This window comes from Myxococcales bacterium, from assembly GCA_022563535.1.
Lineage (GTDB): Bacteria > Myxococcota_A > UBA9160 > UBA9160 > UBA4427 > DUBZ01.
Genome location: JADFNE010000082.1, coordinates 1 through 14,915, shown reverse-complemented (window position 1 = coordinate 14,915; position 14,915 = coordinate 1). Strand labels below are relative to the sequence as shown.

The window sequence follows — 14,915 nt, the reverse complement described above, 5'->3', positions numbered from 1 at the left end:
CGACTTCTACAACAAGCGCGCGGCGGAGGATGGCGTGGACCTCCTCACGACCACCAAGGTCATCCAAAAGGGAAAGGGCAAGGTCCGTGTCTACATACTCAGTGCGGCACCCGCCTACACACTCAGCGAGTTCCGGGTAAAGACTGGGGACGAGGTCCAGATCATCCAGACCAACCTGGACCGAATCGAGGATTTGACACACGGCTTCTGCATGTCCAACCACGACGTCAACATGGTGGTCAATCCTCAAGCCACCAACAGCATTACCTTCACCGCGGGGGCCCCGGGCGTGTACTGGTACTACTGCCCGTGGTTCTGCCACGCGCTCCACCTGGAGATGCGGGGCAGGATGATCGTCGAGGCGTAGGTTGACTACCAGACTACTCCTCTTGCTGCTGGTTCTCATCTCGGGATCCTGGGCACTCGACCCGCGCGTTGCGCTGGCCATCGGGGCGGGAACGGTTCCGACGTCCCTGGACTGCGGAGTGATGCCGTGCGCCAAGATCATGCCGCAGGCCGAGCAATTCCGACCGGTCGATGGCGCAGCGCACTGGGATGCGCTCGGCGAGGATGGCGAGGTCGTAGGCTGGTTGGCGCTATCCCCAGACTTTGTCGACCTAAACGCCTACTCGGGAAAGCCCCTCGTCACCTTGCTCGGCCTCGACACCGACGGCGTCATCACCGGCGCTCAGGTCATTCACCACAGCGAGCCAATCCTGTTGGTGGGGGTTCCCGAGCAGGCACTTATCGACTTTGTGAACTTCTACGCCGGGCACTCGGCCCTGCAACACATTGTGGTGGGCCGATCGGATAAACCCGACGTCGTCTCCGTCGACGGAATCTCGGGTGCCACCGTAACTGCGCTGGTTCAAAACAGCACGGTGCTCGAAACGGCGCGGTCTCTGGGCGCCGCGGTGGGGGTCATCGCCGTGAGCACCATGAACCACGGACACTTCGTCGAGGAAGCCGTACCGTGGACCTTCCAGCAGATGCTCGAGAGAGGCGCACTCGGCCATATGCTCGTCACCCATGTCGACATGGGAGTGGACGAAAGCGCGGCTCCCTACGTGAATCTCTACTTTGGCGTCGTGGATTCGCCTCACATCGGCCGGTCGTTGCTCGGCGAGAACAGTTACAAGTACTACATGGGTCAACTCGAGGATGGTGAGCACCTCTTCGTGATCTTCAATAATGGCAGTGGCTCCTTCAAAGGCTCGGCATTCGTGCGCGGCGGTATTTTCGACCGCGTGCGCGTCCAACAAGGCCTGCGCGAGATCACCTTCCGCGACTCCGATTACTGGAACCTGCCGGAGGCGGCCGCCCCGGACATGCCGGAGGTGACCGAGGGCGCACTCTTCGTGTTGCGCGGGGGGCGCTTTGATCCGGGCTCACCCTACGAGCTGATTTTTCTGGGAAGTCGCTACGACCGTCGCGGCGGATTCACGCGCGAGTTCCGCGAGTTCAGCGCGAGCCACCAGCTCCCTGACACTCTCTATTTGGTCGACGAGAGGGAGACGGGCATCCCCTGGCGCCAAGCATGGCTGAACCGGCCCATCGAGTTGGCTGTCTTCGCCACGTATCTGCTCACGGTGATGGGCGTCTTCCTGGCCCGCAAGTACACCTTCGTCGGCATGAAGCGTCTCGGTCGCCTGCACATGGCGAGCATGATCTTCAGCTTCCTCGTCGTCGGCGTGTATATGGGTGCCCAGCCCTCGGTCACGCAGATCCTCACGCTGTTGGGAGCGGTGGTGCACGACTGGCGCTGGGATCTCTTTCTGAGCGAGCCATTCGTCTTTATCTCGTGGATCTTCATCCTGATCGTCTCTTTGATTTGGGGGCGGGGCGTCTTCTGCGGCTGGGTTTGCCCCTATGGCGCGATGAACGAGCTGGCGTTCAAGATCTCAAAAAGGCTGGGCTTCAAGGGATACGAACTACCAGACCGGGTCCACCTGAAGCTGCGCTACCTGCGCTACGTGGTCCTCGCTCTACTTGCCAGTGTCTACCTATGGGACAGCATCTTGGCTGAGCGCATCGCCGAAGTTGAGCCATTCAAGTCGACCTTCCTGGTTCCGATCTGGACGCGCGAGTGGGGCTTTGTGGCTTGGTGGCTCGTGCTACTCGCGCTTTCGTTCACTATGTATCGACCCTTCTGCCGCTATCTGTGTCCCATGGGAGGAGGCATCGCACTGCTCAGCAGCTTCCGACCCTCCGGGCCGAAACGCCGTGCCTTCTGCAGTTCATGCAAGATCTGCACGCGCGGTTGCGAATCCAGGGCTTTCCGGCGGGACGGCACCATCGATTCGCGCGAGTGTCTCTCCTGCATGGAGTGCGAGGTCATTTACCATGACGACCAGGTTTGCCCGCCGTTGATCGGGCTGGCCAAGCTCGAGAACCGCTTGGACCTTTCTCCCCGAGAGCAGCTGAAGGTCAACAAGCTCCGAGCTGACGTGGTGGACATATGAAGTGGCGGATGTTCGAAAGCGTGATGCTCACAGTCGGCTTGCTAGCGGGAGTTGCGACTACTAGCTCGGGGGCAGTGACGCGGGTCGATACCGAGACCGACCGCGGAAATCTGCAAGCGATACTCGACCGCGCCACACCGGGCGATGTAATCGAACTCGGGCCGGGTCACTACGAAGGCCCGATCCGAATCGAAAAGCCCCTGACCCTGCGCGGCCATGGAGGGGTAATCGATGGTGGCGGTCGGGGAACCCCACTCGTCATCGTGGCCCCCGGTGTTCGTGTTGAAGATCTCGTGGTCAAGCAGAGCGGAAAGGACATTGGCGCGCCCGATGCTTGCATTTTCGTCGAGGCATCGGCGACCGGAGCCGTGGTGCGCAACAACACCTTGCGCGACTGTGCGTTTGGTATCTGGGTCCATGAGACCGATGGCGCGCTGATTGAGGGCAACCACATTTGGGGACGCAAAGAAGTGAGGGTGGCGGATCGAGGCAACGGCATTCATCTCTTCAATGCGAGCCATCTCGTCATTCGCGACAACGAAGTGCATGATGTGCGTGACGGTATTTACGTATCCGCCACTGAGAACAGTCTGATCGAGGCCAACCTGGCGGAGCACGTGCGCTTCGGCGTGCACTACATGTATTCGCACGACAACGTGCTGCGAGACAATGTGATGAACAACAACACCCTCGGCATCGCGTTGATGGAGAGCCACAATCTCATCGTCGAGGGAAATCGCGCCTCCGGCAATCGTCGCGAGGGTCTACTCTTCCGGGATCTGCGGGACTCGGAAATTCGCCACAACGTGCTCGCGCGAAACGGGAGCGGAATGTTTTTTTACTCGAGTACCGGAAATACGATCGAGGACAACGTACTACTCGACAACGAAATTGGCTTGAAGATCTGGGCTGGCACCCGGCGCAATCACTTGGAGGGCAACGTGATCCGCGGAAATCGAGAGCAGGTATTTTATGTGGGGGCCGAGGATCAGATCTGGGGCGAATCCGGCCGGGGCAACTACTGGGCCGACTACCTCGGCTGGGATCAGGATGGGGACGGGATCGGCGATCGACCCCATCGGGTAGACAGCTTCACCGCTGTCTTGCTCTACCGCTACCCCAGCGCGACACTGCTGCTTCGCAGTCCGGCGCTCGAGATCCTCTCGCATATGATAGACCGCCTGCCGATGCTGCGAACGCCCACCATTGTCGATCAATCACCTCTTCTCAGGGAGCCGGAGTCATGAGGGGTTTGCAAGTGCGCGGCGCATCGGTGCGATTCGGTTCATTGCAGGCGCTCGACGACGTGAGCCTCGCGATCGGCGACGGGCGTGCAGTAATGCTCGTCGGCCCCAACGGTGCTGGGAAGTCTACCCTGATCAAAGTGTTGCTCGGCCTGGTTCGCCCCGACTTTGCGGTTTTCGAAGCCGACGGCAAGCCGGTTGAGATCGACAACGACTGGAAGCGACGCATCGGCTACTTGCCGGAGGCCATCGCCTTCTCAGAGAATTTGTCCGGCCACCAGCTGCTGCGTTTTTTCGCAAGCGCGCGAGGCGTCGCGCGCAGCCATGTGGACAGGGTGCTCGAACGGGTCGGTCTCGCCCACGCCGCGCCACGCGCCATTCGCGGTTACTCGCGTGGCATGCGGCAGCGGCTGGGTCTGGGGGTCGCCATTCTCTCCACACCCGATCTGCTCGTGCTTGACGAGCCTACTGTCGGCCTCGATCAGGAGGGACTTTCGGTGTTGTGGTCGGTGATCGCCGAGTGGCGCGAGGCCGGGCGCATGGTGCTTGCCTCCACCCACGATCTCGCACTGATGGAGCGACGGATGGATGAGATTTGCGTTCTGAGAGCGGGCCGGGTTCTCGCGCACGGGACCTCGGAGGATTTACGCCGCAGTGCGGAGGTTCCGCATCGCATCTGGTTCGAGGTAGCCCAGGCTCCAGACGCAAAGGTGGAACTCCTGTGTGAGGCCATGCGCAAGTGGGGTAAAGGACAAATCGAGCGTGTGGGCGATCGCATCCTGGCCGAGGTGGCTTCGGATGAAACTCTCGAACTGGTGGAAATTCAGAGCGGATTCCCGGGTGTGGTGCGTGGTATTCGCGTCGAAGAGCCGACTCTGGATGTTGTGTATGACAAGCTCGTGCTCGAAGTAGGAGTCGCGTGATGGGACCCGTCGGACGAGCACTGATTTGGCACGAGTTGCTCGAGCGAATGCGCGACCGCTGGGTCGTGGTGATCAGCATTCTATTCGCGCTACTCGCCTCGGGCGTGGGGCTCTACGGCCGAAGCGCTGAAGCCGAGGTCGCGAAGCTCACGGGGCCTAGCCTGGTTACACTGGCCAGCCTGCTGGTTCCACTGGTTGCCCTCGTGCTTTCGCACGATGCAATAGCGGGCGAGCGCGAGCGCAATACGCTGGGCCTGTTGCTCTCACTACCCGTTGGACGGTTCGAGGTCGTATTCGCGAAGCTCATCGGACGGAGTCTCGCCCTGGCGGTGGCTGTTGGTCTGGGGCTCGGCGCCGCCATCGCGGTAAGTGATCCAGACGGGGCCCGCACGTTGCTGGCGTTGATGGGACCAACGCTGCTGCTCGGCTTGGCATTCCTCTCAATAGGACTTCTGATCTCGACGGTAACGCGACGTCAGGCGACTGCCGCCAGCGTGGTGGTGGTGGTGTGGTTCGGTCTCGTCTTCTTTTATGACCTGGGCATCCTGGGTCTGCTGGTCATCAGCGACGGAGGGCTCCCGCAATCGGCGGTCTCAGCCCTCGTGGTGGGGAATCCGGCGGGCCTCTACCGTGTTCAAATGATGTACCAACTCGCCGGACCCGACGTGCTCCGAGATCTTGGAATGACCACGGGTTTGCCAGGGACAGCAATTACGTGGCTGCTCTGGTGTAGCTGGATCGTCGTCCCAGCGCTGATCAGCGGCGCGCTGCTGTCGCGACGCAAGGTGGTGTAGTGTCGACTGGATCCATATACCGGCGAATCGCCGTTGCAACCCTCGCTGTTGCGCTCTCGAGCTGCGATCCTTCGAGCAATAGCACCGCGATGAAGGTCCACGAGACCGTTGCACTGAGCGACCAAGAGGACGAGGTCTGCGGAATGCTGGTGCACGAAATGTCCGCACCGCGGGGTCAGGTCGTCCACCGCGACGGGTCTCGCTTCTTCTTCTGTTCGCTCGGCGACATGCTCGTCCATCTGAGCGCACCGTCCCCACACGGGCGTGTGGAAGCCACATTTGTGGAGGTGATGAGACCGGATGAAGATCCGATGCAGTCTCACACAGGCGTTCATCCCTGGGTGCCCGCAAACGAAGCCGTATTTGTCATTGGTATCGATCGCCCTGGCGTCATGGGCACGCCTGTTCTCGCTTATGCGAATCAAAGCGAGGCAGCGATCGTGATGGAGGCCCACGGCGGAACACGGCAGTTGGACGTGGCCGGGTTACGCAAGTGGTGGAAGGCGCTCGATCGCTGATCTTGTGCGAGCTCGCAGGTATCGGTCGAGTCGCCGCCGTCACTTGCTGCTAAGCGACTCCATGCGCATCCGCCACTTCGGCCCATTCGCGCCGGATCCGTGCCGTCTTCCTTCGATGTCGCTCGTCACCCGGGGCTTCCATCGCGGAACGGCAACGTCGTTTGCCTCTCGCGCTTGTCGCAACGCTGCGCAAACGCAACCTGCCACTGCGGTCGCGCTCGGCTACTGGAGCGGCGTTCGCTTCTTCGGGTCGACGAAGGGGATGGCCGTTGTGCGACCAGCGACCGCTCCCGCCGGCGTCTGCACCTCGAGCTGGGTGCCGGGCTCGGAGATCGCGGTGGGGACCCAGACGTAGCCGATGTTGCGCTTGAGGCCGGGCGACCAGATCGCATTCGTGACGAAGCCGATCTCCCTCCCCTCTGCTCGGACCGGCCAGTACTCCGCCAGCTCCGCGCGCAGCTCTGGGCCTTCGATCTCGATGCCGACCAGTCTCCGTTTCACTCCCTCGCGCCGGATGCGCTCGAGTGCGGCCTTGCCGAGGTAGTCGGCCTCCTGGTCCTCGACGAGACGCTCGAGACCCATCACCTCGTAGGGATTGTTATCCAGTGTGATGTCGGAGCCGTAATTGAAGATTCCCGCCTCGAGACGTCGGGCCTCCGAGGGGGCGATCGGTCGGATGTTGTGCGGCTTCCCCGCCGCGATCAGCTTCTCCCAGAGGTCGTCGCCGCGAGTGGGGTCCCGGAGGTAGATCTCGTAGCCGACCACGGCGGTCCATCCCGTTCGGCTGATCACCACGGGGATGCCATCGAGTTCGGCCTCCCTGCACCAGTAGTACTTGAGGTCGAGAATTTCGTCGCCGAAGAGGCTCCGCATCGTGTCCTTCGATTTCGGGCCCTGCACCTGGATCGGGTAGACGGGAGGGTGGGAGATCGTTACGTCCATGCCCGAGTTCGCGGCGACGCCCATCGCGAAAATCCCGGCGTCGCTGTCGGCAAGCGCCAGCCACCAGCGGTCCTCCTCGATACGCAGCATCACCGGATCGTTCAAGATGCCCCCGTCGGGCGCGATGACGGGCATGTACTTGCACTGCCCCACCTTGCATTTCGTCAGGTCGCGGCACGTGAGGGTGTTGATGAACTCGCACGCGTCCGGTCCTGAGATCTCGACGATGCGCTCGCAGCCCACGTCCCAGATGGTTACGTCGTTGACGAGCGCCCAGTACTCCGTCTCGGGATCGTCGTAATAGCCCGGAAGGTACGTGTGGTTGTAGATGTCGTAGGCGCTGCACCCGTAGCGCCGCGTGGCCTCGAAGAACGGAGTCTTGCGGTACCAGGGGCCGAAGAAGAGCGTGGCGCTGTTCTTCAGCATCTCTGCGTTCGGTTCGGACATAGTGACCTCCTCGGTCGGTTACGCGCACGGGGCCGGCTGGCAGAATTCGGGTCAAGCCAACAGCGCTATCAAATCGAAGAGCGAGATAATTCCCACGAGTTTATCTCCCGCTTTTCCGGGCTCGACCACCATGACTCGGTGAATCCGATTCGCCAGAAGCTTCTCAACAACCTGCGGGATCGTGTCCTCGGCTCGAACCGAGACCACTCCTGGATTCATTACGTCTGCAACAGTTCGGCAGAGGAGCAGTTCAGCGATCGGCAATTCGCCGAAATCGGCATCGCAAATCATTCGAACATCGCCTTCGCGATAGTACTCGGGTCGTTGATCGAAGCCTTGGTCCTCCGATTCCCTATCGCGCATCAGGTCGCTAAAAGACAGAACACCGACCACATGCCCCACCTCGTCGACAACTGGAGCTCCGCTGATCTCCTCGCTCAAAAGGGTTCGACGAGCAGAAATGAGAGAATCATTAACTCCAATCTTGATGACGCCTGTTTGCATGACATGCTTCGCACACTGCATTTCGTATCCTCCTTGAGACGACCCCGCCTCGGGTCGCGTCGTCGCCCATCGAGAGGATGGGAACTCGTATTCGGTACTCCTTCTGGAGCTTCAAGATTCGTGCCGAAACGCTCTGATCTCCAGAGCGATGTTGCGCTGCAGATTCAACATTGTGTGGCAGGGAGTCCCTTCCTTACGGGTCAATGTGTCCCACCAACGCATGAACTCGATGAGCTTGCAAGCCGGCGCCGCCAGTTTCGAGTGTTGCGACGCCCATTTCCGAATGCCGATCGAAATTCAAAGATGGTCTGCAAATTGCATTTCTAGGGCTCTGAGGACAGATCCATGTCACGAGCCGCGCATCGACTCCGGTACCTACGAGAGGAACTCGATCGTGCGTTTCGAGCGGACCGAGAACTGCATCTCCGAGATCGACTGCGGCGTCGAAATTCGCTGCGATTCGAACCGGAGAAGCTCTCAGAAATCTGCGGTGTGAAGAATCAGAAGGCACTCGCTCTCTTGTGTGAGCAGCAATCACGACCCGAACGCCTGACTGCACTCATGCTTGTCCCGATTTTGCTGGTCGTATGGGCAGATCGGAAAATCATGGACTGGGAGCGGGGCGAAATATTTGACGCGGCCGAAGTGGCGGGCATTCGGTTCGAAACCCCGGCTTTCCAACTCGTCAGTCAATGGCTTGAACACCGACCAAAGAAAGAGCTGCAAGACGCATGGAAGAAGTATGTAAGGGAACTCTGTCTGGAATTCAGCGCGGCAGATCGCGCACGCCTTGCCGAGTGTATTCTGCGCCCCGCACGCCAGGTCGCGGAAGCGTCGGGTCGGGTGCTGGGTTCGAGATTTCGCCCTTGGCGCAGTGAATGGCGGGTCTTGAGAAGTCTAGCCAGAACCTTCAAATGACTAGACCGGTTATGCGTCGAATTGTCGCATGGCCACGGTGACTGTGGACCGACGCAGCGTGTCTCGATTTTGGTGAGGAGAGAAAACTAGCTGCCTGTTTCTGCACGATTGGATCGGGCCTTGTTCCAGCCTCAGATCGAATCAATAAATCAGACGAACCGCCACGTTCCTTCACGGGGCATAAAGTCCCAAGTGTTGGGCAAAGTACCGTGCTCCGTTCGCCAATGGGATTCGCTGTATCACCAAGGAGCCACACAGGTACAAGAGCAGACAATAGGATCACTGCGAATTCCGGCACATGCCTTGCTTTGTCTAAAGGTAGGTCGCGGTCCCGTTAGTTGAACCCGACTTGGAAACACATGTGGCTTCGTCGGCATGTTTCGCGATGCAAAGAATGGACAAGCAGAGAAAGATATCCCGCGCAATGTTGACGGCTTGCGTATCGAGGGGAGGAGCAACGAATGAGTTTCAAGAAGATCCTGGTCGCAGTGGACTTCTCTAGTCATTCTGAGGCGGCGTTAAAACTAGCGCTGGATCTGGTCGAGAGCGGTGGCGGAGAACTCCATCTGGTTCACGTCTTTCCCGAGTTCATGGCCCTGGCACCGCCTTACGGTCCAGTGCTGCCCGCGGACTTCGGCATGAAGCTAGAGCGCTCGGCAGTGGAGCATTTCCAGCAATGGACGGACAAGTTTTGTCCAGCCGAACTCTCAGTGACGACCCACGTACGACTGGGCCGTCCCTCGAAGTGCATTGTCGAAGCCGCAGACGAACTCGGGGCTAATCTCATCGTGATGGGAACTCGAGGAGCGGCTGGTCTGGAGCATCTCTTCATGGGGAGCGTCGCAGGCCGTACGATCCGCACTGCTCACTGTCCGGTCCTCACGACCCAGGGAGAGGCATGAAGCAGAAGGATTTACTCCCGAGCGCAGAGCGTGATCAACACTCTAGTGGTATCGGTAGAGGTTGCGATGACAATGGCAGCATATGAGTCTTCGCGACGTACAAAAACTCTACATGGATCAAGTTCGCTCAATTCATTGCAGATTCGATTTCGTCGAGGACCTGCCGCTCGTTCCTTGAAATTGAACCTACGCCCATGATCCCGCCCGACGCCTTCGCGATCTCCTCCGCCCGGTCGAGCAGGCTGCTGCGAATCAGTTCAGATGCGCGCGCATCGAGATGTCTCAAGAGACTGGCAATGTAGCCTCGCCAGATTTCCATGAGCTTTGGATCAGGGCCATGGGAAAGCATGGCCTCGAAGAACAGAAAACTTGGAGTGTCTTTGCCGATCTCTTCGGTCATCGCCGCCTTCAATGCCGCGGTGCGCTGATCTTGGGCGAGAGAGCCGTCCGCCCAGGCCATACAGATCAACGGCGCGAGACTCAATGCTTCGAGGCTGCTTGATCTCACTCCCAATTCGAGGATCCTGTCCAACAGGCCTTCATTCGAGATCCCAGTCGCCTTCGCCAAGTCCCTCCTGTCCCGGGATTCCTCCCTATTCTGGTGAAGTCGCTCAATCAACTCCGCATCGTGCTTCGCGAAATACACGGCTTCGAATGCTCTCTCTCTTTCCTTAAAGATATCTTTTTTCACGGAGGCGCCGTTTCTTGGGTGTTTCGTGACGGAGTTGGTTCTTCTACGCGGCCTTGGCTGTCCGATTGGTCTTCGCCGGTCGCCGGTGCTTCGATTTCAATGACGGCTCGACTACTTTCTCGAGTCTCCTCAGAAGCTCGACGATTTCTCGCCGCACCGGGTCGGTCAACACGCGCCAACTCTGTTCGAAGTCGATACCAATCGGGCTGTTTGTATTCCGCAGCCGTTCGACGATGCGCTGATAGCGCGCTTCGATTTTCTCGATCTCGTGGTCGAGATCCCTGAGACGTTTTCGCAGTCGGGTTGTGAGCTCGGCAATCGACGGAGGGAATTCGGTCTTGCGGCGGCGATTCCGAAAGGCAGCAGTTTTCGAACGAGTAGACTTGGACTTTTTAGCCGAATTCGCGGTCGTCTTCCCTCCGGAGCTGGAGGCCGCCCTCTTGGTGCTCTTTTTTGCTGTCGTTTTCGCGCCGCTACTCCGGTTTGCAGCCATGGCTTTTCCCCTAAGTTGATTGGAAGGAACACCCCTACCCGTATGTCTTTCCCCGGCAGGGCACTCGCCAAGGGTGCAAACGGCGTGCCGCTTCATGTCGGCCCAGAGAGGAGGCTACGGTGAGATGCATTTGACGCGCAGTGGCGTGATGCCACGAAAGATCCCAACCGGCGAGGCGAAAGGCACCACAATCCGACGGTGACGCCTTTGATCTCTAATCGAGAATCTCGCCAACACTCCACGTACCCCCAGCATGTATTGTGCACGAGCACTGGACTGGCACGTTCCATGCAACCGTTTCTGGAGTGCCTCCCCCTTAAGAAGGTGGCTCCAGGCAGAGCTGTTCGCTGTGATCCTTGGACCTCCAATGCCGCGAGCCACCCGAATGGAGAAAGCCATGCACACATCTCCCGAAGAGATGACACCCAACGTCGAGATCACCTCGAGTCGAATTTTGATTTTTGACGACGACCTTGGCGTTCGCCGCTCTCTGCGGCGAATCCTTGAAAAAAGTGGCCACCAGGTCTTCACGTTTCCTTCTCCGATGCCGTGTTCACATTGTCCTTCCGCGGCCGGCGAGAGATGTGCGGACGTCATACTCAGCGACCTGTCGATGCCGGAAATGCGAGGCATCGATTTCATAGAAAATCAACGAAGAGTGGGGTGCAAGATTGACTGCTTTGGACTCATGTCGGGATACTGGGAGGACCGGGATCTAAACCGCGCCAAAGAACTCGGTGTTAGAATTTTCTCAAAGCCGTTCGACATTTATGAACTCTACCGATGGGTCAATGAGGGTGCTCGACGGAGCAAACGTGTCCTGGTCGATCACATCTTCCAAAGCGCAGGCATGCAGAGCCCTGAGACGTTTTCGAGGGACAGGCGGATGCGCAGATGTTGAACCCGGGCACAAAATTTGACGAGGTCGAAGGATGACGCGACTTGTGAAGTGAGACTTCTAGTCTCTACACCAAGGCGCGTGTAGCGCCTATCAGCCACACAATGGCGATGCAATCCATCGCATCACACCGCCCAAAATCAACGAGTGCCAGCTCATCCAGAGATAAATACGCCAACCCATGCAATTCAGCGTTGCGCTGCTGAATCTCGCATCGTATCAGAAGCGCTCTCGACGTCCGCACGGCGGATAATTTCCCCTCATTGCGAGACTCACGATCGCCCGCATCGGTCGGTTGCACCCAACGAGCGTCATTTGGCACGGTGCCTGCATTTCAAAGCAGAACAACAAGATCTACGCAGAAAAACAATTAGACAAGAGAGGAATCGGTTACCTGAAATGCAAAACGACAAAGTCTTTATCGTATACGCTCTATCACTCCTCGCTGGGATCAGCACCGTAGCCACGCTCGTTGTGAGTTCTGGTGCAAGCAGCTTCCCCTCACCGCTCTACTTCATTGAGCACGTAACCCTTGCCTTGATGATTCGCGGCTACTACAAGAGTTTCGACGGAGCCGGTGGCCTCTACGCCGTAGCGAACGGAGTTCGCTCCTACCTTGGCCTGGAAGGCATCGCGATACCCGCCGCCGCTGCGCCGGCCTCGCAGTAGCGAGCGTCGCCGCAGTTTGGCTGCCGCTCAATCCGATCAGTGGGGCACATCGACTCGTGGCGACGACAGCGAGTCCCGCAAACGGCCCATCGCACGACCAAGCCTTTAGCCTCGTGAGCTAGAAGCGGTACGGATCCTGCATTCCTCAACGATCAAAGCCCTGGGCGCATGCGAAGAAAGTGGCTGGCGCCCTTCAACAGAGAGGATATCTGGTGGCACCAAATTACGAGCCCGAACAACTTGCGAAGCGAGTCTTTTACTTGACGATGGTCGGCATTTCGACCCAAATCGCAATCATCGTACTGTTGATCCACTGATTTGAGGCCAGCTCAGATGAATCCGTAACGTTCGACCTGCGAGCCGTATCGCGGGACCGAGCAATGGGGATTGCAACTATGCCCGAGTACCGCGGGAGTGATCCCTCCGCATTGGGCGTCGAGTTGGGGAACGAGGCCGCGAACTACAATGGCAAGAGGTCCGTCTATCTCTCAACCGGTAGACATGGAATTGATCACGAGAAGATGTCTCGAAACTTGATCAGAGAGAAATTTCTAAGTGACCATCAAATGCTGCGAGGCAAGGCCGCCGTCGTGGCTGCGCTGGCTCTCGACGTCCTGCGCGGAGACGAAGACCTGGCATCTGCGCTTCGCATCAAGGGTGAGGAACTCTACGCGCAATTACTGGATCACATGCAATGGGAGGAGAACCTGCTGTTGCCACTCTTGGCGAAGTCTTCGCACGGAGCGTGGACCGGAGCCGCGATCATCAAGGAACACCAGGAACAACGCCTGCGCCTCGATAATTCTCTGACCAAGCTGAGGCACCCGGATACATCGTTTGCGAGCCTCGGTGGCGAGTGCCTGGAGTTCGTTCGTTGGCTAGAGGTCGACATGACCTCCGAGGAGAGAAAAGTTCTCCGCTGGTTGTCGGAGGCGGAGTAGGTTCGAGTCTCTTCAGACGGTTCGGCTGAAGATGGGGTCTCCGACCTCGCGCTGGCCGGGAAGATATGTGTCAAAGATCATCGCAAGGTTTCTGAGTAGCAAGCGCCCAGTCGGCGTCACGGCAAAGCTGTCCTTGGCGTCAAAAACGACCAATCCGTCGTGCGCGATTTCTTCCAGAGCGCGAAGCTCCAGCGCAAAATCTTCGCCCATTTCTCGCCCAAACTCGCGACGGTAGTCATTTCCCGCAACTCGCCCTGAACACATGATCCGTCGAATTATCCAGCTACGAAGCCGATCTTCCTCCGAAAGCGAGTGACCTCGAAACGTCGCCAGCCTGCCTTTCATGACCGCATCCTCCCACTCAGTGAGGCCACGAAATGACTGGGCGTAGTCCCCACCACATTCGCTGATCGCGCTGGGGCCCAGGCCGATCAGGTCGCCACAGACCTTTGTCGTATAACCCATGAAGTTTCGCTCGAGCTGATCGGTCGCGACCGCTTTGGCCAGGCTATCGTCCGCCTTCGCGAAGTGATCCATTCCGATGTGGATGTATCCCTCTTCCATGAATCGCCTGATCGCGCGCAACATGATCTTGAGTTTCAGGTCACTGCTCGGAAGATTGATTCGTTCGAAACCGCGCTGCTGCTTGGCAAACCAGGTGACGTGGGCGTAGGAGTAAAGCGCGACGCGATCGGGTCGCAGTTGAAACACCTGGTCGAGAGTCCGATCAAAAGTCTCGACCGTCTGAAACGGTAGTCCGTATATCAGGTCGTAATTCACGCTCGTAAAGCCAGATTCGCGAGAGCGTGCGGTCAGGCTTCTAGTGAATTCAGCCGGCTGAATCCTGTGAATTGCGGCTTGAACCCTAGGGTCGAAATCCTGAACACCGAGTGAGATGCGAGTGAATCCGCACGCCCTGAGCGCGTCCACATGTGAGTCGCTCGTGACTCTTGGATCGACTTCTACCGAAAGATCGGCGTCTTCGGTCAGGAAAAACGCGCGAGTCACCAATTTCATCAACTTGGTCAGCTGTTCGGCGCTGAGGTGAGTTGGAGTTCCGCCACCAAGGTGAACCTGGTTGACACTCGAGTCAGGGGGTAGCTTGGCGCGAACGGTTTCGATCTCTTTTGCAATTACGGCCAGGTATCTCGCCGGTAGCTCATCATTTCGGGTGATTACCCGGCTGCAGGCACAGTAGTGACACAATTCTCGACAAAATGGAATGTGTATATAGAGCGCAATCGACTTCGATCGTACGGGGTCGATCCGCCGCATCGCAACCTCGAACTGACCGGCCCCGTAGGATTCGCTCCAGACTGGAACAGTTGGGTAGCTGGTATAACGTGGACCTGCGAGATCGTAGCGTGACAGAAGCGAATCGAGGTGGTCGAAGTCGAGGGACGGCACGTTATTCGGGCTCGGAAACCGGCGAATCCGGATCTTCGACCCCTCCGAACCCTCGGCGATAGAGCGTGCGCCGGTTGATACCCAAAATCTTGGCAGCACGTGCCTTGTTGCCCCCGGTCTTCTCCAGAACCTGGGCGGTGTATCGATCTTCGAGTTCAGTGA

General features: G+C 58.6%; 16 protein-coding genes. 11 read left to right on the top strand and 5 right to left on the bottom strand.

Annotated features, from left to right (window positions below):
• From IH881_17890 to IH881_17865, 6 genes are all read left to right on the top strand, one after another.
• Positions 1–367, top strand: a 367-nt coding sequence (locus IH881_17890; GenBank protein ID MCH7869570.1) for a cupredoxin domain-containing protein, incomplete at its 5' end; no start/stop codon positions are given.
• Position 368: 1 nt separating this feature from the next.
• Positions 369–2,462: a 4Fe-4S binding protein gene (locus IH881_17885; GenBank protein MCH7869569.1), complete on the top strand. Its 2,094-nt coding sequence runs from the start codon at positions 369–371 to the stop codon at positions 2,460–2,462.
• Positions 2,459–3,709, top strand: coding sequence for a nitrous oxide reductase family maturation protein NosD (gene nosD, locus IH881_17880; GenBank protein MCH7869568.1), 1,251 nt, complete (start codon positions 2,459–2,461; stop codon positions 3,707–3,709). Before IH881_17885 ends, nosD begins: the two co-directional genes overlap by 4 nt.
• Entirely contained in the window at positions 3,706–4,629 is a 924-nt protein-coding gene (locus tag IH881_17875; protein MCH7869567.1) for an ABC transporter ATP-binding protein, read from the top strand. The genes nosD and IH881_17875 overlap by 4 nt, the downstream gene beginning before the upstream one ends.
• A complete protein-coding gene (locus tag IH881_17870) occupies positions 4,629–5,423 on the top strand; it encodes an ABC transporter permease (protein MCH7869566.1) in 795 nt (264 codons plus the stop codon). Before IH881_17875 ends, IH881_17870 begins: the two co-directional genes overlap by 1 nt.
• Positions 5,423–5,941 carry a nitrous oxide reductase accessory protein NosL gene (locus IH881_17865; protein ID MCH7869565.1) on the top strand — a complete coding sequence of 173 codons (519 nt, stop codon included), beginning with the start codon at positions 5,423–5,425 and terminating at the stop codon, positions 5,939–5,941. Before IH881_17870 ends, IH881_17865 begins: the two co-directional genes overlap by 1 nt.
• A 222-nt stretch (positions 5,942–6,163) precedes the next feature.
• On the opposite strand, the gene IH881_17860 is transcribed toward IH881_17865, so the two are convergent.
• Both IH881_17860 and IH881_17855 read right to left on the bottom strand, forming a co-directional pair.
• Entirely contained in the window at positions 6,164–7,309 is a 1,146-nt protein-coding gene (locus IH881_17860) for a glycine cleavage system protein T (GenBank protein ID MCH7869564.1), read from the bottom strand.
• 72 nt (positions 7,310–7,381) lie between these two features.
• Positions 7,382–7,855, bottom strand: coding sequence for a CBS domain-containing protein (locus tag IH881_17855; protein ID MCH7869563.1), 474 nt, complete (start codon positions 7,853–7,855; stop codon positions 7,382–7,384).
• Between the two features lie 324 nt (positions 7,856–8,179).
• On the opposite strand from IH881_17855, the gene IH881_17850 reads away from it, so the two are divergent.
• Positions 8,180–8,752, top strand: coding sequence for a hypothetical protein (locus tag IH881_17850; GenBank protein ID MCH7869562.1), 573 nt, complete (start codon positions 8,180–8,182; stop codon positions 8,750–8,752).
• A gap of 461 nt (positions 8,753–9,213) precedes the next feature.
• Positions 9,214–9,654, top strand: a complete 441-nt coding sequence (locus tag IH881_17845) for a universal stress protein (protein ID MCH7869561.1) — start codon at positions 9,214–9,216, stop codon at positions 9,652–9,654.
• Positions 9,655–9,781: 127 nt separating this feature from the next.
• On the opposite strand, the gene IH881_17840 is transcribed toward IH881_17845, so the two are convergent.
• Positions 9,782–10,222 (bottom strand): hypothetical protein, encoded by a 441-nt coding sequence (locus IH881_17840; protein ID MCH7869560.1) that lies wholly within the window; start codon positions 10,220–10,222, stop codon positions 9,782–9,784.
• 1,013 nt (positions 10,223–11,235) lie between these two features.
• Here IH881_17840 and IH881_17835 point away from each other — a divergent pair.
• The 3 genes from IH881_17835 to IH881_17825 all read left to right on the top strand — a co-directional run bounded on the left by IH881_17835 (position 11,236) and on the right by IH881_17825 (position 13,346).
• Complete coding sequence (locus IH881_17835) at positions 11,236–11,739, top strand: response regulator (protein MCH7869559.1); 504 nt, start codon at positions 11,236–11,238, stop codon at positions 11,737–11,739.
• Positions 11,740–12,135: 396 nt separating this feature from the next.
• Positions 12,136–12,405, top strand: coding sequence for a hypothetical protein (locus tag IH881_17830; GenBank protein MCH7869558.1), 270 nt, complete (start codon positions 12,136–12,138; stop codon positions 12,403–12,405).
• A 380-nt stretch (positions 12,406–12,785) separates the two neighbouring features.
• Positions 12,786–13,346, top strand: a complete 561-nt coding sequence (locus IH881_17825) for a hemerythrin domain-containing protein (protein MCH7869557.1) — start codon at positions 12,786–12,788, stop codon at positions 13,344–13,346.
• Between the two features lie 12 nt (positions 13,347–13,358).
• Here the strand turns inward: IH881_17825 and hemN are convergent, their stop codons facing one another.
• A complete protein-coding gene (gene hemN, locus IH881_17820) occupies positions 13,359–14,753 on the bottom strand; it encodes an oxygen-independent coproporphyrinogen III oxidase (GenBank protein ID MCH7869556.1) in 1,395 nt (464 codons plus the stop codon).
• 1 nt (position 14,754) lies between these two features.
• On the bottom strand, positions 14,755–14,915 hold a 161-nt coding region (locus IH881_17815), incomplete at its 5' end, for a helix-turn-helix domain-containing protein (protein MCH7869555.1).